This is a genomic window from Neorhizobium galegae (assembly GCF_021391675.1).
Classification (GTDB): Bacteria; Pseudomonadota; Alphaproteobacteria; order Rhizobiales; family Rhizobiaceae; genus Neorhizobium; species Neorhizobium galegae_B.
The window spans coordinates 1,046,870-1,069,673 of sequence record NZ_CP090096.1 but is presented as its reverse complement, the minus strand read 5'-3'; the positions used below and the strand labels follow the sequence as shown (position 1 = coordinate 1,069,673).

At 59.5% G+C, this 22,804-nt stretch carries 21 protein-coding genes; 13 read left to right on the top strand and 8 right to left on the bottom strand.

Features of this window, described 5'->3' with window-relative positions; genetic code table 11:
• Window position 1: 1 nt before the first annotated feature.
• From urtB to LZK81_RS27740, 6 genes are all read right to left on the bottom strand, one after another.
• Window positions 2-895, bottom strand: a complete 894-nt coding sequence (gene urtB, locus LZK81_RS27765) for an urea ABC transporter permease subunit UrtB (RefSeq protein WP_046610428.1) — start codon at window positions 893-895, stop codon at window positions 2-4.
• A gap of 149 nt (window positions 896-1,044) precedes the next feature.
• Entirely contained in the window at window positions 1,045-2,295 is a 1,251-nt protein-coding gene (locus LZK81_RS27760) for a transporter substrate-binding domain-containing protein (RefSeq protein ID WP_233957233.1), read from the bottom strand.
• A 248-nt stretch (window positions 2,296-2,543) separates the two neighbouring features.
• On the bottom strand, window positions 2,544-3,152 hold the full coding sequence (locus tag LZK81_RS27755; RefSeq protein WP_046607593.1) for an ANTAR domain-containing response regulator: 609 nt from the start codon (window positions 3,150-3,152) through the stop codon (window positions 2,544-2,546).
• Between the two features lie 12 nt (window positions 3,153-3,164).
• Entirely contained in the window at window positions 3,165-4,316 is a 1,152-nt protein-coding gene (locus LZK81_RS27750) for a transporter substrate-binding domain-containing protein (RefSeq protein WP_046610431.1), read from the bottom strand.
• 185 nt (window positions 4,317-4,501) lie between these two features.
• On the bottom strand, window positions 4,502-5,041 hold the full coding sequence (locus LZK81_RS27745; protein ID WP_233957231.1) for a flavin reductase family protein: 540 nt from the start codon (window positions 5,039-5,041) through the stop codon (window positions 4,502-4,504).
• A 15-nt stretch (window positions 5,042-5,056) separates the two neighbouring features.
• Entirely contained in the window at window positions 5,057-5,620 is a 564-nt protein-coding gene (locus tag LZK81_RS27740; RefSeq protein WP_233957229.1) for a FadR/GntR family transcriptional regulator, read from the bottom strand.
• Window positions 5,621-6,147: 527 nt separating this feature from the next.
• Here LZK81_RS27740 and LZK81_RS27735 point away from each other — a divergent pair.
• The 12 genes from LZK81_RS27735 (at window position 6,148) to LZK81_RS27680 (ending at window position 19,900) form a co-directional block, all read left to right on the top strand.
• The gene (locus LZK81_RS27735) at window positions 6,148-7,623 is read left to right on the top strand and encodes a 4-hydroxyphenylacetate 3-hydroxylase N-terminal domain-containing protein (protein WP_233957227.1); all 1,476 of its coding nucleotides are present in this window, start codon (window positions 6,148-6,150) and stop codon (window positions 7,621-7,623) included.
• 10 nt (window positions 7,624-7,633) lie between these two features.
• A complete protein-coding gene (locus LZK81_RS27730) occupies window positions 7,634-8,668 on the top strand; it encodes a leucyl aminopeptidase (RefSeq protein ID WP_052753680.1) in 1,035 nt (344 codons plus the stop codon).
• 36 nt (window positions 8,669-8,704) lie between these two features.
• Window positions 8,705-9,619: an ABC transporter permease gene (locus LZK81_RS27725; protein WP_052753679.1), complete on the top strand. Its 915-nt coding sequence runs from the start codon at window positions 8,705-8,707 to the stop codon at window positions 9,617-9,619.
• Window positions 9,619-11,613 carry an ATP-binding cassette domain-containing protein gene (locus LZK81_RS27720; protein ID WP_233957225.1) on the top strand — a complete coding sequence of 665 codons (1,995 nt, stop codon included), beginning with the start codon at window positions 9,619-9,621 and terminating at the stop codon, window positions 11,611-11,613. Before LZK81_RS27725 ends, LZK81_RS27720 begins: the two co-directional genes overlap by 1 nt.
• 51 nt (window positions 11,614-11,664) lie before the next feature.
• Window positions 11,665-12,735 carry an ABC transporter substrate-binding protein gene (locus LZK81_RS27715; protein WP_046610435.1) on the top strand — a complete coding sequence of 357 codons (1,071 nt, stop codon included), beginning with the start codon at window positions 11,665-11,667 and terminating at the stop codon, window positions 12,733-12,735.
• Between the two features lie 63 nt (window positions 12,736-12,798).
• Window positions 12,799-13,893: an extracellular solute-binding protein gene (locus LZK81_RS27710; RefSeq protein WP_233957223.1), complete on the top strand. Its 1,095-nt coding sequence runs from the start codon at window positions 12,799-12,801 to the stop codon at window positions 13,891-13,893.
• A gap of 51 nt (window positions 13,894-13,944) precedes the next feature.
• Complete coding sequence (locus tag LZK81_RS27705) at window positions 13,945-14,607, top strand: isochorismatase family protein (RefSeq protein ID WP_233957221.1); 663 nt, start codon at window positions 13,945-13,947, stop codon at window positions 14,605-14,607.
• Between the two features lie 22 nt (window positions 14,608-14,629).
• The gene (locus LZK81_RS27700; RefSeq protein WP_233957220.1) at window positions 14,630-15,445 is read left to right on the top strand and encodes a hypothetical protein; all 816 of its coding nucleotides are present in this window, start codon (window positions 14,630-14,632) and stop codon (window positions 15,443-15,445) included.
• Window positions 15,438-16,862 carry an amidase gene (locus LZK81_RS27695; RefSeq protein ID WP_233957218.1) on the top strand — a complete coding sequence of 475 codons (1,425 nt, stop codon included), beginning with the start codon at window positions 15,438-15,440 and terminating at the stop codon, window positions 16,860-16,862. Before LZK81_RS27700 ends, LZK81_RS27695 begins: the two co-directional genes overlap by 8 nt.
• Entirely contained in the window at window positions 16,859-18,166 is a 1,308-nt protein-coding gene (locus LZK81_RS27690) for an amidase (RefSeq protein WP_233957216.1), read from the top strand. Before LZK81_RS27695 ends, LZK81_RS27690 begins: the two co-directional genes overlap by 4 nt.
• Window positions 18,156-19,220 (top strand): AbrB family transcriptional regulator, encoded by a 1,065-nt coding sequence (locus tag LZK81_RS27685; protein WP_233957214.1) that lies wholly within the window; start codon window positions 18,156-18,158, stop codon window positions 19,218-19,220. The genes LZK81_RS27690 and LZK81_RS27685 overlap by 11 nt, the downstream gene beginning before the upstream one ends.
• 413 nt (window positions 19,221-19,633) lie before the next feature.
• The gene (locus tag LZK81_RS27680) at window positions 19,634-19,900 is read left to right on the top strand and encodes a DUF982 domain-containing protein (RefSeq protein ID WP_046607582.1); all 267 of its coding nucleotides are present in this window, start codon (window positions 19,634-19,636) and stop codon (window positions 19,898-19,900) included.
• A 175-nt stretch (window positions 19,901-20,075) separates the two neighbouring features.
• On the opposite strand, the gene LZK81_RS27675 is transcribed toward LZK81_RS27680, so the two are convergent.
• Both LZK81_RS27675 and LZK81_RS27670 read right to left on the bottom strand, forming a co-directional pair.
• Entirely contained in the window at window positions 20,076-20,642 is a 567-nt protein-coding gene (locus tag LZK81_RS27675) for a hypothetical protein (protein ID WP_233957212.1), read from the bottom strand.
• Entirely contained in the window at window positions 20,639-20,848 is a 210-nt protein-coding gene (locus tag LZK81_RS27670) for a hypothetical protein (protein ID WP_046607580.1), read from the bottom strand. Before LZK81_RS27670 ends, LZK81_RS27675 begins: the two co-directional genes overlap by 4 nt.
• 1,004 nt (window positions 20,849-21,852) lie before the next feature.
• On the opposite strand from LZK81_RS27670, the gene LZK81_RS27665 reads away from it, so the two are divergent.
• Window positions 21,853-22,803: a class I mannose-6-phosphate isomerase gene (locus LZK81_RS27665; protein ID WP_046607579.1), complete on the top strand. Its 951-nt coding sequence runs from the start codon at window positions 21,853-21,855 to the stop codon at window positions 22,801-22,803.
• Window position 22,804 lies beyond the last annotated feature (1 nt).

The following is a 22,804-nucleotide window of genomic DNA, read 5'->3' as shown; positions in this document are numbered from 1 at the left end:
GTCAGCGCCCCTTGAACGAGAACAGCCCGCTGGGCTTGACGAGAATGACGAGGATGACGACGCCGAACACGACGGCACGCGCTAAGATGTCGTTCGTGCCGATGGCCACCAGCGCATTGATTTCGCCCAGAAGCCCTGAAGACAGGATGGTGCCGAAAAGGCTGCCAACCCCGCCGGTGACGACGACCATGAAGCCGTCGACGACCATCGTCGTGCCCATATCGGGAAAAACAGTTTTGAAGCCGGACATCATGACGCCGGCGACGCCGGCAAGGCCGGAACCGAAAGCAAAAGTCATGGCGTTGACGCGTTTCACGTCGATGCCGCAGGCTGCCGCCATTTTCGGGTTCCGGATGATGGCGCGAACCTGCATGCCGGCCGCCGTTCGGTAGAGAATGAACCATGTCGCCAGTGTCAGCACGGCGGTAACGACGATGATGAAGGTGCGGTAGGCGTTGATGTCAGCACTGGCGAGCCTGAACGTGCCCTGCAGATAGGACGGCACTGCTACGTTCTGCAGGCCGGCCCCCAGACCTTCGACATGAATGCCGAAAAAGGACAGGCCGAATTCAAGCCGCACAGCCTGCTGCAGGAGGATGGCGATCCCCCAGGTGGCGAGAAGCGTGTCCAGCAGACGGCCATAAAGCCGCCGCACAACCACCCGCTCGATCAGCAGACCGAGCAGGGCCGTCACGACGAAGGCCAGAGGGATCGCGAGCAGAAGGCTTGCCTTCAGCCAGATGCCGGAGAGGACGGCGACATAGGCGCCGATCATGACCATCTCGCCATGGGCCATGTTGATGACGCCCATGGCGCCATAGGTGATGGCAAGGCCGAGCGCCACCAAAAGAAGGATCGAGCCCAGACTGAGACCGATAAAGAGAATGTCGAGCATAGCGCCACCGTTCGTGAGAAGGGCGGGCCGAATTCTTCTGCGCCTTGCCCATCCTGAAGACAGGATGACAGCTTGCGGAAGGAGAGGGGAGGCCCGCCTTCGAGACATGATCCCGCCATCCATGGATGGCGGGACGACGCGGGGAGGGGTCAGCCCTTGAGCTTTGCGGCATCGAGGCCGTTGCTGGTGCAGAACAGGTTGCTCTCCGTCTCGCCATAGGCCGAATAGGGCAGGGGCTTGATCGGCGCGGGGTAGGCGTTCACCACCTTGCTCTGGCCGTCCGCCTGCCATTGCCCGATGCGCGGCGTCAGCCAGCAATGCAGGTTATCGGGGTCGGTGGTCACCTTGCCGCCGGGTGCTTCGTAGGTTTGGCCGCGAATGCCGGCCCTGATCGCGTCAGCCGAAAGATCGCCGGATTTTTCGACGGCCTGCTTCCACAGGAAGACCTGGAAATAGGCAGCTTCGAGAGAGTGGTAGGTCACGGCTTTCGGATCGTTGACGAACGTCCTGAAGCGGTCGATGAAGCTCTTATTCGCCGGCGTGTCGATCGACATGAAATAGGGGAAGGAGGTGTAGCTTCCGGCCGCATATTCGGCACCCATCGCCGCGATTTCGATTTCGGAGGTAACCGTCGCGCAGATCGGCAGAACCTCCTGCGAGAGCCCCTGGTTCTTGAATTCGCGGTAGAAGGCGATGATGGAGTCGCCGACGACGTTGGACAGGACCACGTCGGCACCCGACTCCTTGATCTTGCTGACCATGACGGCCCATTCCGAATGGCCAAGCTCCAGATACTCGTCCGCCACCCACTTGGCGCCGGCGGCTTCGATCAGCTTCTTGGAAACCTTTGCCATCTCGCGCGGATAGACATAGTTCGAACCGACGATGAAGAATTTCTTCTTGCCCAGTTTCTGGACGATCCAGGGAATGTAGTTGGAGAGCTGCTGGTTCGGAACGGCGCCGGAATAGACGACGTTGCGCGAGCACTCGAAGCCTTCGTAATGCGTCTGGTAGAACAGCATCGCGCCGCGTCGCTCGAAGATCGGGAGCACGGCCTTGCGGCTTGCCGATGTGTGGCAGCCGAACACGGTCGGAATCTTGTCCTTGAGGATCAGTTTCGAAGCCTTCTCGCTGAAGGTCTTCGGATCGGAAGCTCCATCTTCGACGACAACCTCGACCGGACGGCCAAGAACGCCGCCGGCCGCGTTGATTTCGGCCACGGCCATCATGACACCGTTTGCCAGAAGCTTTTCGGCAACCGAAAGCCCGCCCGTCTGTGAATAGAGCGCGCCGACCTTGATGGGGTCGGCAGCGAAGGCGCGGCTGCTGAGAGCCGGCAGGGCGAGGGCGGCGGAGGCGGTGGCTGCGGTTTTCAGAAATTCACGTCTGTTGAACACCATCTTGGTTCCCCTTTTTTTGATTGGCGCACACGGCGGCACGGCCCGCCGAACGGCAAGGCTTTCATGCCGGAAATGAGTAGAGAACTGACGTCACTGTCAGCAGACAACAAAAAACCCGCCAAGCCTGTCACAGCCTGCGGGCACCCTTGCCATCACCGCATCACGGCTGTGCCGCGTGCAACAGCGGCACATGGCTTCGTCAAACGAAGGGATGTGCCGGAGGTGTTTAATCGTAAACACGCGAAAAACTAATCATGTTTTTGGGATGGGCGCAAGAGCTGTTCGGCGTTGATAATCGAATTGGCAATTTCATCGATCGGCACGCGCCGAGCCATCGCCTGCTCGCGCATTTCGCGATACGCCTCATTCTCGCTGGTGCCGCGATTGGCCATCAGAATGGCTTTGGCCCTGGCAAGTTTCTGGTCTCCCAGTACCTTGCGCTTGTATTTGCGTGCTTCCTTGACGAGCTTTTGGCGCTCCAGCCAGAGGTTGCGGGCGATGGCGAGATTGGTCAGCAGACCAAAGGGTTTGATCGGTCTTTCGACAATGGCGAGTGCGCCGCTTTCCAGAACGATCTGCAACGTCGAGGGGTTTTCGTAACCGACGATGGCAAGCATGGTCGGAGCAGGATTGGGGAAAGACTTCAGCAGGCGTTCGATTTCTGGTCGCGCCTCATCTTCCATGGCAAGGAAGACGACATCGGTGCCGTGCGGCAGTTCGGGTGGCACCGGCCAGAGGCAACTGACCGTACAACCGATACGGCGCAGGTGATCGACGAGAAAATCTCCCTCGGATGTCCGGGGATGGATAACCAGAACCTTGAGATCCCGCAAATCTCTGAGAAGGGCGAAAGACATCGTCGCTCCTTCTCAAACCTGGACACGATGCGGGAAAGCCTGCGTCAGGTCCGGGCGATATTCGCGCATGAACGGGTCTGGCGCCACCCGGAGCGACGGATCGTAGACGATGTCGTAGCTGCCCTGTGCATTCACCCTTGCAACTCTTGGCCACAGATGTGTGTGGTTTGTCAGCCGGTCGATCTTCACCGCTCCCTGCGGTGCATCGTACTCGACGTCGTAGAGTGCCGGCAGAAGCTGCTCAAGCCCGTCGCCACCGGCGCGCTGCAAAGCCGCCGCATAGAGATAAACCTGGAAATAAGCCGCTTCGGCCGGAGCGGTCGGCAGCATCTGCAGGCCGTATCTGTGTTGGTAAGCCGAGACGAAGGCGCGGGCACGCGGTGTATCCAGAGACGCGAAGAAGGGGGCTGCGGTGATATGCCCCTCGGCCACCTCCGGTCGCATGCGGATCACGTCGGCCTCGCTTGTCGATTGGCTCGCGATCGGCATCGTCGCCGCATCGAATCCGGCCTCCTTGAACGCCGTGTAGAAGGGAATGATACCGTCACCGACGATCGTCGAATAGATGACATCCGGCTGTGCCGCGCGAATATGCCGGATGATCTTGGCGACGTCCTCGGTTTTGAGGTTCAGGGGAACATACATCTCGTCCAGGACCTGTCCGCCGACCTGAAGAAACAGGTCGCTGATCGTCCGGTTGGATTCATAAGGATAAACGTAGTTCGAACCCACAAGGAAAACCCGTTTTCCATAGTGCTTGGTCAGGAAGTCGACGAGTTGAACGGAGTTTTGATTGGGGGCTGCACCCGTATAGATGCAGTGCCGGGAGTATTCGAATCCCTCGTAGAGCGTCGGGTAGAACAGCAGTGCATCACGGGCCTCGATGACCGGCAGAACGGCTTTGCGGGTGCTCGACATATGGCAACCGAAAACGACCCGGACCCGGTCTTCGTCGCAAAGTTTGACCGCAAGCTCCTTGTAGAGATTGGGCGTCGATTGCGGATCATAGGCGATGGGCTCGATCACCCGGCCGAGCACACCGCCGGACGCATTGATTTCGTCGATCGCCAGCAAGGTCGCGGCCCTTTGTGTTTTTTCCACGGCTCCGGTTACGCCCGTTTCGGAGAACAGCACGCCGACCCGCCAGCTTTCTGAATGCATCATCGCCCACCAAAAAATAAAAAAGCTCCCGCCCGTTTCCGGTCGAGAGCTACCCTGCTCATGGAATATCAGAGGCCCATTGAAGCCTGCCAATCCATGATGTCAGTTTCCGTGTCCGGTGACAATAGCGGAACGAAAGGCCGTGGATGGTTATCGGCGTGCATCCTCAACGAGCATCGCAGCACCTTTCACGAGGCCGAATTGCCGGGGAACCTGTTGGCGTAACCGAATGCACCGTCCGAGTAGATCAGGCTGCGCATAGCCCCATTGCGGATAATGCCTCTCACCTTGCCGATCAGTATGGCATGGGTCGGACTTTCGTATTCCTGTTCGAGTGTGCAATCGAAGGCCGTGAGGGCGTCGCGAAGCACTGGAACACCGGTGGTCAGGCTTCCCCAGTCGCCAAAAGAAAACCGGGCGGCGCCATAGACCTTGTCGCGTCCTGCAAAACGCTCAGCTATGTGGCTTTGTGCTTCAGTCAGGAAATTCGCACTGAAGGCGCCGTTTGCCCGGATTGCCGGCAAAGCGTGAGAATTGAGATTTACGCAGGCGAGAATCATCGGAGGGCTGTCCGAAAGCGAGCAGACGGCTGAGACTGTCAACCCGTTCCGCTCGGTATCCTTGCCCGTGGCCAGAACTGTGACTGATGTCGCCGGCAATCGCATGGCCGCCCGAAAGCTGGCAGGGTCGATGGCGGAAATGTCGGTCGTGAGGTCAAGGGCAGTCATGGGTGCTCCGTAGCATTATTTCGGCGGAACGCGGGCTTGCTCGCCGCCTCCGTTCAGCCATTGGAGGATAGCGGTCAAATGGGTACGCATCGCATTTTCAGCTTCGGAGGCGTGGCGGTTGCGGATCGCTTCGGCGATCATTTGATGATGTCGCCATCCTGTTTCTGCAGTGAACGCGGGGAACATCGCCCGGAAGCCGGGATCGCGGGTGATTTCCATGATCTGTTCGATCAGGTTGAGGGCCAGCGCGTTATGGCTGGCAATCGCTATCGCGCGGTGGAATTCAATGTCGATTTCCAGATCGAAGATCAGGGCGTCCGAGCGCGCGTGAGCAGCCTCTATCGCCTCGATTTCGGCTTTGGTGCCGCGAACGGCGGCGAGCCTCGCAATCTCCGGCTCCAGCGAAAGGCGGACTTCCCAGCATTCGGCCGGGCTCGTCATATGGGCAATGCCAGATTTTGCAGGCAGCCGCTGCGTCTTGCTGACACGCCGGCGACCGCTGGGAAGTTCGGCCGTGGCTCGCAGCAGCCTGAGTGCCTTGCGCAGGACATAACGGTTGACGCCGAGCTGATCCGCCAAAATCCGCTCCGCTGGAAGCTTTCCTTCGGTTGCAGAGATGTGCCGGACCTGTTGCGCGAGGGTTTCTATTGTCTGACCAGCCTCAGTTGTCATCGTTCGTTCGGTTTCCTGTCGCAGTTTTTGAGTCTCTGGACTTTAACAGACTGCGCGGACCGGATCATCATGGTTGAACCAATCAGCTCGACCATCATCAATGTATGAACCAGGAGAAATAATGTCAATGGTTCTTGTTTTTGGTTCGCCAGTGGTTGAATTTTTGGTTGTCTTCTTTCTGAAGTGCACAAAATATGCTCTTTTCTCAATGGAAATAACTCCTTTAGATTCAAAATGTTACCTGGTGATGACCGAGGTGACGCCTGAATCGCGGTCGATTTAAGTAAGAAAACGGTCAAGAAATAGACATTTTGGCATTTTTGGATGTAAACCAAATTCGTGGTTGACGATTGAAGAAATAGCGTGTTCACTCTGGTTGAGAATTTGGTTGACGCCGGCATGCACCTGTCAGCACCCGGACCGGAGGACAGCAAGTGAACAGCATTGCTCCAAAAACGATCCCCTCTCACGCGCTTCAGACGGGCGCCGAATTCAAGGCGTCGCTCGATGATGGGCGCCAGCTTTGGGTCAACGGCCGCAAGCTTGCCAAGGTGACGGACGAGCCGGCACTGGAGGCCGGCATAGATCTGATGGCGTCGATGTTCGACGACCAGTTCGATCCGGCATATGCCGATGCGACCACCGTCCTGGATCGCAAATCGGGCCTGATCGTCGGTCGCTCCTGGCAGGTGCCGGAGACCATCGAGGACATCAGGGGGCGTCGGGCGATGATGGAATATACGTCCCTCAAGACCGCCGGTACTTTCGGGCGGCCGATCGACCTGGGGCCGACCATCGCCGTGGGCATCCTGGCGCATCTGCATCTGTTCAAGGACTTCAAGTCCGGTTTCGACGAATGCCAGCCGGATTTTATCGAAAACGTCCAGGCCTATGTCGAAGAAGGCCGGATGAATTCAATCACCTGCGCCGAAAGTTTGACAGGCCCGCAGAACGACCGTTCGTCACCCATGGCCCAGGCTGCTTCGCTGCTGCGCGTCAAAAAGGTGACGAGGGACGGGGTTTATGTGTCGGGTGCGAAATCGGTGGGTTCCATCGCAGCCCAGACCAACGAAATCTTCTTCACCAATCTCGGTTATCCGGGCACTCCCAAGGAGGCTTGCATCTGGGGCGCCGTGCCGATCAATTCGAAGGGCATCAAGCTCGTCAGCCGCGAAATGCTGTCGCAGCCCGGCGCCGATCCATTCGACCATCCTCTGACGCACAAGGGCGAAGAAGCCGATCAGCTCGTCATCTTCGATGAGGTCTTCGTGCCGAAGAACCGCATCTTCAATCTCGGCTCGGAACATGGGCTTGCGGTATCGGGCAAAGCGACGATCTTCGCTCACTGGCACGTCCTGACGCGCCTCAAGGTGAAGTCGGAGATCTTCGTGGGCTGCGCCCAGATGGTGACCGAAATCCTCGGCACCGATCAGATCGTCGCGGTCCGGGCCATGCTGGCCGAGATCATCGAATATAACCGCACGCTCGAAGCCTTCGTGATCGCGGCCGAGGCCGGCAGCTTCGTCAACGAGAGCGGCGTAATGGTGCCGGACGTGATGATGCTGACCACCGGTCGCCTTTATGCCATCCGCAATTACCCGCACATCATTCACGTCCTGCAGGAGATGTGCGGTCAAGGCCTCGTCATGCGATTCGGCAAGGCAGCCTTCGAAAACCCGGAAATCGGTCACCATCTCGCCGAGCTGCTGCCCGGCAAGGGCGTCACAGGCATGCAGAAGGAGCAACTGATGAATTTCATATGGGATCTCACCTGCTCCTCGCTCGCCGGCCGCGTGGCATTGTTCGAAAACGTCAATGCCAGCCCTGCGCCGCGCATGCGCGAACGCCTGGTCAACGAGTTCAACAGATCATCCTGCGTCGCCAAGGCGCGTGAAGTGGCCGGGCTGTAAGGGGCGGACGATGGCAACACAGCTCGAAATGGTAAAGCTGTTCAGCGAGCAGCTGAAGCTTTGCAAAATGAAGCCCGACGAGACGGTCATCATCCTGTGCGAAGACGATATACGTGCCGACTATGCCGCAGCTTTCATGCTGGCGGCTCGTGAGCTCGGCGCAACGCCATTCCAGATAACGCTGCCGCTGCGCGACAAACGCTCGGCCAAGCAGACGACGGGCAAGAATGCACTCGCCGGAAATCGTCCTGCCATTGAGGCCTTGAAAAAGGCGGGCCTGATCGTCGATGTGATGGGCACGCTTTTTTCGCCCGAGCAGGACGAGATCTGCGGTGCCGGTGCGCGGATGCTGTTCGTGCGCGAACCGTTCGACGTTCTCGTCCAGAATTTTCCCAACGAGGATCTGCGCCGCCGCATCGAATATGGCGAGCAGCTGCTCGGCAAGGCAAAAACGCTGCGCATCTGGTCCGATGCCGGCACCGATGCCACTTTCGAGATGGGCGGCTACCGGGTCATGACCCAGTATGGCTATACCGATACGGCCGGGCGCTGGGACCACATGGGCACAGGCCAGGTTCTGTCACAAGCCCATGACGGCAAGGTCAACGGCAAGGTTGTGGTGATGCCGGGCGATACGGTTACCGCCTTCCAGCGGATGATCGAAAGCCCGGTAACGCTGACCATTACCGACGGATTTGTCGTCGATATCGCAGGTTCCGGCACCGATGCGGTGCTGCTGTCCGATTATATGGAAAGCTTCAAAGATCCCCGCGCATACGCCATCAGCCATATCGGCTGGGGCCTTCTCAACACTGCGACCTGGTTTCATCGCGCCATCACCCGGACGCGCGAGCAGGAAATCAGCGTCAATTCGCTTTCTTATTACGGCAACGTGCTGTTCTCGACCGGTCCCAATACGGAACTCGGCGGTACCAACAACACGCTCTGCCACATGGATATTCCGCTCAGGAAGACGTCGCTCTCGTTGGATGGCGCGACGATTGTCGACAAAGGACGGATCGCCATTCCCGAAATGACGGTGTGAGACTTCCTCCAATGACAAGGTGAGAAAGGAGACGTGATGGTTGAGATCGAAGCTGCCGCTCAAATCGCCAGCACACTGCCCAGGAAGCGATCCGTGGTCACAGCCTGGAGCCGGCAACGGAACCGCCTCACATTCTGGCTGATGACGGCACCGATGCTGTCCATGGCTATCCTTTTCATCGCACCCATCCTGGTGCTGGTCTGGATGAGCTTCGGCGGCGGCTCGGATGCCGCCCCCTTTGACGGCTACAAGGCACTGCTGCAGCCCGTCTATCTCAGGCTTCTGGGGTTCACGCTGCAGCTCGCCTTCCTCTCCACGATCATCTGCGCCATTCTGTCTTACCCGATCGCATACCTGATGGCGAATGTCCGTTCTCAGGTCAATTTGTGGATCGCCGTCGCGCTCTTCATCTCGCTCTGGCTGTCATTCCTGGCCCGCACCTTCTCCTGGATCATCATCCTTCAGCGCCGCGGCGTGGTGAACAATTTTCTGATCAGCACAGGCCTCACCGACCAGCCGTTCGAACTGGTCTACAACAAGATCGGCGTCTATGTCGGCATGATCCATATTCTGCTGCCATTCATGGTCATCACGCTGATCCCGGCGATGAAGGCTATCGACCCGGCCTATATGCGGGCGGCACTGTCCCTCGGGGCATCACCTGCCAAGGTTTTCCGGCAGATCTACTTGCCGCTGTCGCTGCCGGGGCTTGTCGCGGGCTCGATGCTCGTCTTCACACTGGCTTTCGGCTTCTTCATCACGCCGGCAATCCTCGGCGGAGGTCGTGCACCGACGATCGTCCTGGCGATCCGCGACCAGATCCAGCAGCTCGGTGACCTCCAGCTCGCCGCCTCGACCTCGATGGTGCTGCTTGTGATCTGCCTCGCGCTTCTCATCGCCTATGACCGGGTGTCCGGCGTCGACAGACTTTATGACAGGGGAGGGCGCTGATGGAACTTCTCCTCACCGATCCGCAGCGTCGGCTTCTGAAGCTCTATGCCAGCCTGTTCCTGTTCTTCCTGGCGATCCCGGTGCTTTTGCTGGTGCCGATCTCCTTCGGGCAGGGCAATGCGATCACATTTCCCCCGAAAGTCTTCTCTTTCGAATGGTACACGATCCTCGTGGAAGATCCGCGCTGGGGCCGCACCGCGTGGCTTTCGCTGGAAGTCGCGGCGCTCGCCACGGTTTTTGCGACGGTCATCGGTGTCGCTGCCGCCGTCGGCATTGCTCGTGTGGAAAATCCGGCGCTCGCGAAATTCCTGAAGATCTTCTTCATAGCTCCGATGATCGTGCCGCTGATGGTGATCGGCGTCGGGCTCTATATCGTCTTCGCAAAGCTCGGCCTGCTCGGCGCCATCTGGCCGCTGGCGCTGGCGCATTCCATCGTCGTCCTACCGTTCGTGGTGATGCCGGTCATGTCTCGGCTCACCTCTCTCGACCCCGCGCTCGAACGGGCATCCGCGTCGCTCGGTGCGGGCCAAATGCGCACACTTGTATTCGTGACGCTGCCATTGCTGCTCCCGGCCGTCATCGCAGCCGCGGTGTTTTCCTTCGTTTTCTCCTTCGACGAGGTGGTGCTTGCCCAGTTGCTGGCTGGGCCGCGTTTTGAAACTTTGCCGCGCAAGATCTACGAGAGCCTCAGCCAGAACGGCCTCGACAAGACGATCACCTCGATCGCCTCGATCCAGCTTTACCTCGTGTTGGCATTCCTCGGCATCCACGTTCTCTGGCAGCGGCATCTGAAACGGCGCCTGACCGCATCACCGGCGCCAGGTGCGACGCTGGTCAAAGACCAGCCGAACACAGCCATGTCCGCCGCCCCGCTTGTTTCCCATCCCGGAAGGACGTCTGCCATGAAACACTTTTCTCCTCCCGCCGGCGAAGCCGCCCTTGCCGCCGAAAAGCATGGATTCGGCATCCATTTCCAACGGTTGACCAAGTTCTACGGCAGCAAGGCGGTCGTCGAGGATGCCAATTTCAGCGTCGAGCCGGGCGAGTTCCTGACGGTGCTCGGTCCTTCGGGTTCGGGAAAGACGACGCTGCTGATGTTGATCGCCGGGTTCGCTTCGCCGGATGCCGGACGACTGATGCTGGGCACTCGCGATATTTCGCTGGTTCCCCCGCATCAGCGCGACATTGGTGTGGTGTTTCAGTCCTATGCGCTTTTCCCGCACATGACGGTTGCCCAGAACGTCGCCTATCCCCTGAAGGCACGTAGAATGCCGAAGGCCGAGCAACAGCGTCTAGTCAAATGGGCGCTCGACCGCGTGCATATGGGCGCCTATGCCGACCGCCGAATCCCGCAGCTTTCGGGTGGTCAGCAGCAACGCATCGCGCTTGCCCGCGCGATCGCCTTCAGCCCGCGCGCGCTCCTTATGGACGAACCGCTGTCGGCGCTCGACCGCAACCTGCGCATCGAGATGCAGCGCGAGATCCGTTCGCTTCAGCGCGAGCTGGGACAAACCGTCATCTTCGTCACCCACGACCAGGAAGAGGCTCTGAACATGTCGGACCGCGTGGCGGTGATGAATGAAGGCCGGATCCAGCAGGTGGCCGCGCCGAAGGATCTCTACCTGACACCCGTCAACAGCTTCGTCGCCGACTTCTTCGGCGAGTCAAACCTGTTTCGCGGCAAGGCAGACGGCGACCGGTTGTCGCTTGGCGGTCGTGCCCTGCCGCTGCCCGCATCGCGGTCCGGACAGGCCATCCTGTGCGTGAGGCCCGAGGTGGTCCGGCTCGATGATCCCGATGCACCGGACTGGGCATTCAACGGCACCGTTACGGATGCCCGCTTCCTAGGTTCGCTGTTGCGTATCCAGTTGCAGACGGAGCTTGGCCCGATGGTCGTGACCCGGCAGACCGACGGGCTCACCGTGGCACCCAATCCAGGCGACAACCGCAAGATTTCCTGGGGCCCGGCGATGAGCCACGCCATGGCGGACTGAAACGAAACCGGGGCCGCAAGAGCTCCCAAAAACCAACAGAGGAAGAACAGCATGAAAGCCAAGAGACTTTTTTCTGCGGCCGCCGCCATCGTGCTCGGCTACGTCCTCCCTGCAGCTGCCCAGGACGTTCCGGCATCCTTCAAGGGCACCGGTACGCTGATCGTCAACAACTGGGGCGGCCCGACGGTCGAGAAGATGCACAAGGCCTGGTACGGCGATTTCACCGGCGCCACCGGCATCGCGCTGTCGGCAACCTCGATCCCCGACGTCTCCAAGCTGAAGATCATGGCCCAGGTCAACAACGTCGAATGGGATGTGGTCGATTTCGAGGGGAACCAGATGCTGATGGCGACGAAGAACAATCTGCTCGAGCCCATCGACTATGACCTGCTGTTCTCGCTGGTTCCGAAGGACCAACTCGATCCGGCCATGCTTTCGAAATACGGCGTCGGTTCGACCGCATTTTCCACCGTGATCGCCTGGAACAAGGAAGTCTTCCCGAAAGGCGGGCCAAAGGACTGGGTTGAATTTTTCGACACGCAGAAATTCCCGGGCCGCCGCGCGCTTTATGCAAATCCCAAGCCTGCGCTCGAAATCGCGCTGATGGCGTCCGGCAAGAAGGCTGGTGAGCTTTACCCGATGAATATTGACGAGGCCTTCAAGGCGCTCGACGCCATTGGCCCGAAGGTCAATCTCTGGGTCGAAAAGACCTCGCAGTGGGACGTTCTGATCCAGAACAAGGAAGTCGACCTTATGGGAGCTTCGCTCGCCCGCACCATGGCCCAGATCGCAGCCGGCGAACCCTACGCAGTGACCTTCAACCAGTCGATCGTCGAACAGTCCTTCTGGACTATTCCCAAGGGGGCTCCGAACGCCAAGGAAGCGCAGAAACTGGTCGCATGGATGATGCGCAAAGAAGGTGCCAAGAAGGCGCTCGAATTGCTGCCTTATTACGGCATGACCAATGTAGCGGTCTATAAGGAGCTCACGCCCGAGCTCATCTCCAAGCTGCCCGGCTCGCCGCAGAATGCCAAGAACACCCACAAGATCGATGCGCAGTGGTGGCTCGACAACGAGCAGGTCGTGCGCACGCGCTGGCTCGACTGGTTGAGCAAGCGGTGACCGGACGCCCGTGGAGTTCCGAAAGTCTTTGCATACCACCAACTCTCAGTAGGGGAAGCAGCAATGAAACATGGAACTTCCAGACGGCAATTCCTTGGCGGCGTGGGCGCGGCCGGACTTGCGATGGGCTCGGCAATACGCCCCACGTTTGCGCAGGCAAAAGCGGGATTGGACACCCTCAAAGGGCAAGGTAACATCGTCGTCTGTACCTGGGGCGGCGGTTATTCGGACACGATGAAGCGCATCTGGTTCGAGCCGTTCGGCAAATCGACAGGGATCAACGTATCGACCACGTCCATTCCCGACATGTCCAAGCTCGAAGTGATGGAGAAGGTCGGCAACGTCGAATGGGATCTGGTCGATACTGAAGGCGTGCAGATGCAGATTGCCATAAAGAAAGGGCTGCTGCAGCCGATCGACTACGATCTGATCTTCTCCATAGTGCCGAAGGAACAGATCGATCCCAAGGTGATCACGAAGTACGGGATAGGCTCGGTCGCCTTCTCGACGGTGATTGCCTGGAACCACGATCTCTTCGGCGCCGCCGGGCCGCAGACCTGGGCGGAATGGTTCGACACGACACGCTTCAAGGGGCGACGGGCGCTCTATGCACAGCCGCGTCCTTCGTTCGAGATCGCACTGATGGCTGCAGGCGTGCCCAAGGACAAGATTTACCCGATCAACATCGATGACGCGTTCAAGGCGCTCGATGCCATTCGCAGCAAGGTCAATCTCTGGGTCGAAAAGACCTCGCAATGGGCCGTGCTCATGCAGAACGGCGAGGTGGATCTGATGGGCTCCTCGCTTGCGCGAACGCTCGAGGAAAAGAAGCGTACCGGCAAGATCGACTTCTCCTTTAACCAGTCGATCGTAGAGCAGTCCTATTGGACCATTCCGAAGTCGGCGCCCGGCGGGAAGGAGTCTCAGAAGCTGATCGCCTGGATGATGCAGGCGGAAGGCATGCTGAAATATGCCTCGGCCCTGCCGTTCAACGTCGCCAACACGTCGATTTACGCAAACATCCCGAAGGACATGCAGGTTCAGCTGCCCGGCTACCCGGAAAACGCCGCCAAGAACATGCATATCGATGAGGCTTGGTGGGCGGAAAATACGGCATCGGTTCAGCCACGCTGGCTCGAATGGATGAGCCGCTCCTGATGAGAACTGACGCAGGCGGGCGGACTGCCCGCGTCCAGCACCGGAGATAACATGGAACTGTCCGATCTTACAGCAAGGCAGATGTTCGAGAACCTCATCGCCAACCCAGCCCGCCCGCACTACGGCTTCGGAACGCGGCCGATGCTGATCAATGTCGATATGCAATGTGCCTACACCCAGCCGGGTGTCTACAAGACCGCCTACGAGACCGATCCGCGCCAGGCGGAATACGTGAACCGGCTCGCGGCCTATAACCGCAAGCTCGGACTGCCGGTGATCTGGACTTACGTCGCCTTCTCGCCCTCTGGCGACGATTGCGGGGTGTTCGGAACACGCGCCAATGATCCGGATGCGCTGAAGAACATCAAGATCGGTTCAGAGCGGGCCGCCCTCGATCCGAGGCTTGAAATTGGCGCCGAGGACGTTCTTCTCAACAAGAAGATGCCGTCGGCTTTCTTCGAAACGCATATCGACTCGCTGGCGCGCTTCCACAAGGTCGATACCGTGATCGTCACCGGAGGCTCCACGTCTGGCTGCGTGCGGGCGACCGTCGTGGATTCATTATCGCGGTCATTCCGTACTATCGTCCCGATCGAATGCACTGCCGATCTGCATGAAAGCCCGCATTTTTCCAACCTGTACGACATGCATAAGAAATACGCCGACTGCCTTCCGGTGCAGGAGGTCTTCGAATGGTTCGAATCCCTTGCTTAAATTTGCGGATCAGGATTGCGACGTGCCGTTCGTTCATGACGGCATCACCCCTCTGCCCGGCGGGCTGCGAGGGTCGGTGATGCTTCTCGGTAGCTTCGACGGAATGCATCGCGGCCATACGGCACTTCTGGAGGTCGGACTTGACCAGGCTCGGCGCCGCGGGGTGCCTCTCTCGATCCTGCAATGCGATCCCCATCCGCGCGCCTTTTTTGCCGGGCCGTCGCGGTTTCGCGTTTCGACGGGCGCCGCACAACTGAAGCTTTTGGCGGCGGCGGGGATAGATCTCGTGTACGCACCGCATTTCGACGCGGGCTTTGCGGCGACCTCGCCGGAGGATTTCATACTGCGCCTTCTGCTCGACGGGCTGGGTGTGACAGGCGTCGTGATGGGCCGTGACTTCCGCTTCGGGCATCGTCGAACGGGCGATGTCTCGCTTATCGAAGCTCTGACGAAGCAGATGCCGTTTACCCTTGCGGTCGTCGGGGACGAGATGGAACGCGGTTGCCGCATCTCTACCTCATCCGTGCGGACCGCGATCACGGCCGGGGACATTGGCACGGCAACGCAACTGCTCGGCCATCGCTGGTTGACCCAGGTGAATCCGACCGGCAGCGGGCGCTGGCAGTTCTCTCCAGATCAGATTCTGCCGCCGCCCGGGCGTTGGCAGGTGACGGCCTTGAACCTGGCCGGAAACTGCCTGGCAGATTGCGATCTGCTTCTAGATCCCGCCGGTTTCGCGCAAGTGGCCGCGCCTGGCGGCACCGCGATCGTCGAATGGCGTAGCGGCCCGGCCAGACACATGTCCTCCAATCCGAAAAGCAGCGACACGTATGTCTGATTACGATAACCTTGATGCCCTGGCGATGGCGGACCTTGTCCGTCGCAGAGAGGTTGCCCCCGATCATTTCGTCAGGGAGGCAGCGGCACGGGTCGCCGTGGCCAATCCGGTGCTGAACGCGGTCGTTCATGAGTTTTCCGTCCCCGCTGCGATTGAAACAGAAGTCCCGTTCGCCGGCGTTCCGCTTTGGCTGAAGGATACCGGCGTGGCGGTAAAGGGCGAGCTGATGACGTCCGGCACCCGTCTTTATCAGGGCGTCCGCAGTCCCTCGGACAGCACCGTGGGCGGACGGTTGCGTCGCGCCGGTTTCGCCTTCATGGGGCGGACCAACACGCCTGAACTGGCGCTGTCCTTCACGGCCGAAGGGGAATTCCACGGCAGTGCTCGCAACCCCTGGGACCTGACGCGCAGCCCCGGCGGCTCCTCTGGCGGTGCCGCGGCCCTGGTCGGCGCTGGGATAGTGCCCCTGACCCAAGCCTCCGACGGGGCAGGATCCATCCGCGTGCCCTGCGCCCACACGGGAACCTTCGGCTTCAAACCATCGCGGCTTCGCAATCCTCATGGTCCGCTGCAGGCCGAGGGCATGGCGGGTATGTCGACCCTGCATGGGATTTCCCGCAGCGTGCGCGACAGCGCGGCCATGCTCGATATCACCCATGGTGGCGATATCGGCGATCCCTGGTCCTGCCCGGCACCATCGGGGAGTTTTCTATCCGCAGCCCTCAACCCTCCGAAGCGTCTGCGGATCGGAATGCAGATCGAGGGACCGGAAGGTTATCCGCTATCACCCGAGGTGGTTGAGGCGACCGAGGATGCGGCGCGATTGCTGACGGAGCTCGGACATAATGTCGAAATCGCAGCCCCCGTCTATGACAATGGCGCACTGGCGCGCGCTTGGTTTGTCGTGGCGGCAGTCAATATCGGACGCGGCGTCAAAGGTTTTGCGGCGGCTCGCGGCATTGCCGATCCATTGGCTCTGCTCGAACCTGTCAACGCCGAATGGGTGCGCCGATCGGCAGGGATCTCGGGCGAGGATTATCTCGGGGCGGTCCAGGTGCTGCAGGCATCGAGCCGGGCGATGGGGACATTCTTCCAGACCTACGACATCTATTTATCCCCTGTCACGGCAGAGATCGCGCCGAAGCTCGGCGAGCTTGCGGGGACGGGCCTCGGGCCGGAGGAATTCTTTCGTCGTTTCTGGGCACATGCCCCGCTGACAGCGGTCTTCAACGCCTCCGGCTGCCCCGCCATGAGTGTGCCGCTTTACTGGACGACTGCAGGCCTTCCCGTTGGGGCCCATTTCGGTGCGGCTTTCGGAGGAGAGGAATTGCTGTTCTCGCTCGCGGGCGAACTCGAACTGGCGCGCCCCTGGGCTTGGCGCCGCCCAAAGCTGGACCTGGAGGCGATGTACTCATGATCGACCCGATGACGATGACGGCGCGCAAGATAGCCGCAGATGTAGCCAGCGGGAGCCTACATCCCCATGACGTCACCGATGCCTATCTCGACCACATCGCCAGACTGGAGCCTCAGCTGAATGCCTTTGCATGGCTGGATCCGGATGCAGCGCGCGCCGGGGCGGAAGCTGCCGTGCAAGGCCCGCTTGCGGGCGTCCCGTTCGGGATCAAGGATGTGTTCGACACGGTCGACATGCCGACAGGTTACGGCTCCGCCGCCTATGCGGGGTCGCGTCCGGTGCGGGACGCAAGCGCGGTCCATCTCACACGCATGGCGGGGGGCATCGCGCTCGGCAAGACGGTGACGACGGAATTCGCAAGTGCGGCACCCGGTCCGACATGCAACCCCTTCGATCCGGCACGGTCGCCAGGCGGCTCCTCTTCCGGGTCCGCGGCTGGGCTTGCAGCCGGTTTTTTCCCGCTTGCATTCGGCACGCAGACATCCGGCTCAACGGTGCGTCCCGCGTCGTTCTGCGGGGTCGTCGGGTACAAGGCGAGCCGTGGCCTCATCGACCGAACGGGCGTGAAGCCTTTGGCGGAGAGCCTGGATATCGTCGGGGTGATGGCCCGCGATGTCCGCGATTGCGCCCTCTTCGCCTCGGTCCTTGCACGCAGGAATGACCTTGCGCTGACGGATGACACCATTGAGCTGCCGCGCGTTGGCCTATTCGCATATGATCTGGCAGACACGCCATCGACCGCCTCAATGGACATACTCGACAACGTCGCCGGAATCCTGGGGGGCGTCGAGACGCTCGCTAAACCGGATTGGTGGGACGATCTCGGTCAGGCGCAGGCCGATGTCTTTGCCTGGGAGGCCTCCGCCGCACTCGGCCCAGAGCGTGATCTGCACTGGGGCCTTCTAAAACCGCGCTCGCATGAGTTCTTTGCCCGCCACGAGGGAATAACCTTCGAGCGCTGGCGTGCGGGGATCAACAAGCGGGATTCAGCCATGGCCGATCTCGACAGTCTTTTCGGGGACTGCGACCTGCTGATCACCCAGGCGGCTCCCGGCGAGGCACCCATCGGCCTCGGTGCAACGGGAGCGGCAGCCTATAACATCCGCTGGACGCTTCTGGGGACCCCCTCTCTCTCGATCCCCGCCGGCCTCGGACCGTCCGGATTGCCGATCGGAATTCAGCTCGTTGCGCGTCCCGGCGACGATGCAAGACTCCTTGCCTGTGCTGCCGCTATCGAAGATATCCTGCGCCTGGCGGATGTCGTGGTACGGCCCGAAAGAATTGCAATACCTCATGCTTCTTAGTGATCTCGGGCGCTTGCCCCATGCGCTGCAATGGGGGCTGCTTGTTGTCGGCGGCGTCGCTCTGGGGCTCGGCATGGAGTTTTTGCATGTCCCTGCCGCTCTTCTGCTCGGACCGCTTATTTGGGCGGCGATCCTGGGAATGAGGGGCATGGCGATACGCGTCACCGCGCCGACGTATCAATTTGGGCAGGCCATTGCAGGGGCGCTGATCGGCTTGAACATCAATCCGCAGATCCTGGCGATGACGACGCAAATGTGGCCGGTCGTTTTGCTGTTCGTCATCCTGACGCTGGTGTTTGCCTGCGCAGCCGGACTGGTCGCGACCCGCCTGACAGGGCTTGATCGCGAAGTCGCCATGTGGGGTTTCATGCCGGGCATGGCTGGGACGATGATAGCACTTGCCCACGACCGCGGCCTCGACAGCAGAATGGTCGCCTTTATCCAGATCCTGCGCCTCCTCATGGTCATCGCTGCGATGGTCGCGTTCGGTGCGGTTTTGGTCGGGCCTGCGTTACCTCATGCTGCCGCGGAGCCGGGTCAGCCTGCCTTGGCCATCGTGCCGACGCTTCTACTGGGCGCGTTGGGTGTCGCGACGGGGAAATGGCTCAAACGGATACCCGCCGGCGCATCATTGGTACCGATCCTTGTCGGTGGCGTTCTGTGTCTGAACGGGATCGCATATACCGTGCCGCATTGGCTTGTCACCGCCGCCTTCTTCTTCCTTGGGGCTCAAACCGGATTGCGTTTCACACCCGAGATTGTCAGGGTCGGAGCGAAAGCGTTGCCAATGCTGGTCCTTACCGTTGTTCTGCTGCTGGTGCTTTGCGGCGTTTCGGGCGTTGTTCTGTCCCTGGTGTCAGGATCGGATCTCATGAGCTCGGTCCTCGCAACCGTTCCCGGGTCGATCGATTCGATTGCGCTGGTCGCTCTTTCGACCGGGTCTGACATGTCGTTCATCATGGTGCTGCAAACCACGCGCCTGTTCGCGGTAATAGTGTTCGGCCCACCAATAGCGCGCACCTTGCTGCAACTTTTGAAGCTCGCCCGTATCTGACAGCGTCATTTATTATAGTCATTTATAGACGTTGCAGTTCTAAGCGGCGCGCGTCGTTCTCATCGCTCTCGTTCATCCGGACCGACAGAGCAGCAGTCTCGAAGTCAACGCGTTCCGCATCCGGGGCCTTCTTCGCCAGTAACGCTGCCAGAGCGCAAGGATCCGACTTTGCCCGGCCCGGTCTCGTCAATTCAGCGTGGTTCGGTTGGTGGCGTTGGGGTGAATTGGGGGTTCTCCCCTTCACGGCGTTTCTCAAGCTGGAGCCAGGCAACTTTTCACCCTGCACCCGCCGGCGAGGGCGTCCGCCAATTTGGGTAGCCGCGAGGCGGATGCAAACATCCGATTGTTGTTGCTAAGTGGCGGGAATGAGCGCGTCGTGCCACCTCCAGCATTGTGCTGGGAGGAGGACTATCATGCCGTGGAAGCGGATACCGGCCTACATAGCGGGCGTTCAATGGAGCACGCCCGTTGCCGTTCGCATCGGTTACGGTTCGCCTGAAATGATTGAGAACGCCGCGGACGCGCTGGAATTTCTTGAAAGACGTTGGCCGCATGAGCGCGATAAACAGTATCAGGCAGCAAAGCAAGCGTGCGAGGGCGCTCTCTTCCATAGCCGTTCAAGCTCCATAGCTCGCGAGGCATTCATAGCAGCCGCCATTGAGGCATATGTTCTTGCTTAGCGCAGCGTGTGCTTGGCTGTTCCTCCTGACTTCGCCCTTGTTCCCGGGTACAACCCGCGGCACTAATCTCTCGGGTATCAACCGCGGTGATGAGTGTCTTCAGGGATCGTCGCGCGTGTGCCATCCCAACATCAATCTCCCGTTGCCGATGGCCAGACCCGAGCTAGATCAGGCGTCAGCCAACCGCATTCTCATAGTCGAACGTAATCAAAATGGCTTGTGCCGAAGCGTCATACACGCCGTCAACCCTGATGCCATGCGTCTGCAGTTCCAGTACGCGACTTTGAAATTCGAGCGATTTCAGTTGTTGGCCAGCCTGCAGAATGCCTCCGTCAAATCTGAGGTCGAGCCTGTCACCCATCATATGCGATGCTCCCGCTCCGCCGCTCCTGATGAGTTCAACTCCACGCTTGGTCACTTGGATCGTTCCGGCATAAAGTTCGCCCAGACCGGCATGTTTACCGATGATGGAATTTATGACGTCGTCGCTCAGAAGCAACAGCAATGCGTTCTTTGCCTTTTGCTGTATTTCCCGTCGCTCCGCGTTCGCGCGATCCGAGGCCTGCTGCAGTTCGGCTTCTCTTTGCGCTCGAGCAGCATTTACCGTGGCCGCGATGCGCTGTTTCAGGCCAGTGGCGGGGTCTCCCGCCGATTTGACCATCGGGCGGTTGCCAAGAGCCTCCACCGGGTGTGAACTCTCGGCGATATTCACAACCTGTCCATCAAACGCGGTCGGCTTCATGATATTTTAGCCTTGTTGGTCGGTCTTCCGAATTCCGGAGCAGGAAACTTGGCCTCCGCGAGCATAGCGACCTGCGTTGCCGAAGCACCAAGCTTGAGAAAAAGCCGCTCAGCTTCCACCTCACCCAATCGGTATTTTTTCGCAAACTCGTAAACTGCGGCTCGTGGTCCGTCCAAACGTGGTTGTACGGCTTCGAATTTTATCATGGAGAATTTCTCCTAGGGCCCATCAAGGGTCTCGCATGCAGGGGTGGCGCGAGCGGCGATTGTCTTCATAGGCTCTGATCACCGCCTGCTGAACGGCCGCGCGCGACCTGTCGAACGTGTTGAGATCGCACGTTTCGCTTCGTCGAGACTGCGATTTCTGTTTAGAAATTGCAGTGCATATCAGCCTCACTCGGACGGTGACTAGAAGAACAGTGGTGTCACTCCATGGGAAGAAGTCGTCACGTCCCAATCATCGCCGCAAAGCTCAACCAGTAGGTGACGAATACGTTGGTGCCGAAGGGGACAAGACATCAACGATCGACTCAGATTAGCTCACGTGGCGGCCGACAAGTCCAACGCCAAATATTGAACCATTTGCGGCCGGCCTACATGAGTGACATCTCATCCAGCAGGTTCTGCGTCAGTTCGACCGCCCAGCCAACGTTTTCCGCGCGCAGTGCAAGCCCTTCAGTACCGGAGGAAGACTGCTACCGGCCGTTTACGCCACGATGTCAGGGGGTAACCCTCTGCAAGATCGAGAAGGGCCTGCTCCAGCGCCTCTTGGCAGCCAATATCACGATCTGAATAGGGAGCGGCAATCCGAGGCTTAGTACGAACATCTGATCCTCGATCGTCTTTCAGATAAGCGCTAATTCTTATTCGAAAGCAATAAATACATCTTCAAATTTATGATTGTCATTCGCAAGAATTTCCAACTATATCAAAATATTGTCCCCACTTTTAGATTGTCTGGAAGATCGCATGCCATTGCATTTTTTGAGATTTGCGATTATATGAAAATGCGGATCGAAAAATATTGAGTCAGATTTCGAGTTTATTTATTTTTCTTCTTTCTTGAAATCGTTCCGATCTAAGCAATCGCAGGCTGACCGTAATCTTTTTGGCCTGATTCAGATCAGTCCCCACGGACTGTCCGCCACCCCAGCAGGATACTCCGACCTCAGATCGACCCGGTCTTAGCGGTACGATGAAGGAGTTCCACAATGGTAATCGAACAGGCCGGTGTGCGGGTTGCGCGCAAACCCTGGGGCAGCCACGATCTCCAGCCCTGGACGAAGACACGCCACGACGACGCGATCGGCGAAATTTGGTTCGAGCGCGCCGACGCGCAGGCGCCCGATCCTGCTCTGCTTCTCAAGCTGCTCTTCACAAAAGAAGCCCTGTCGATCCAGGTCCATCCCGACGACGGCCTTGCGCAATCGCTAGGCATGGGAAACGGAAAGACCGAAGCATGGTATATCCTTTCAGCGGAACCGGGCGCTCAGGTTGCCGTCGGGTTGAAGAGGAGGTTGACGCAGCCGGAACTGCGCCATGCGATCCTTGATGGATCCGTCGCCGATATCGTGGATTGGCGAAATGCCATCGCGGGCGACATCATTTTCGTCCCGGCCGGAACCATTCATGCCATTGGCGCCGGGCTCGTTGTCGCGGAGATTCAGCAGAGAAGCGATACGACATTTCGTCTTTTCGACTATGGCCGCAAGCGCGAACTGCATGTGGAGCAGGCCGTCGCGGCTGCGGATTTAGAGCCGGCGAAGGCACAGGCAATTCCGGTGGACCTCACAGAGGTCAGGACACAACTGGTCTCCTGCCCTTTCTTTGTCCTCGAACGGGTCAACCTTCCGGCAGACTCGAACTGGGAGTTGAACGCGGAATGCGAAACTTGGGTGCTGGTCATCGCGGGTGAGATAGACGTCGGGACGGCTTATGCCGGCATCGGAGATGCGTTGTTTGCCGACGCTTCGCACACCCATATCAAGGCCGGGAGCAAGGGACTGACCGCCCTGTTTGCCTATGCCGACGCGGAACCAAGGCCCGGCCTGCTACGCAATCTCGACGTACGCGCCACCAAGCCAGCGACCCGGCATCTTGAACAGGCACTCATTCACCACCAACAATCGGCGGGCTTGCCATTCCGCTCAACGGAGGCATGAC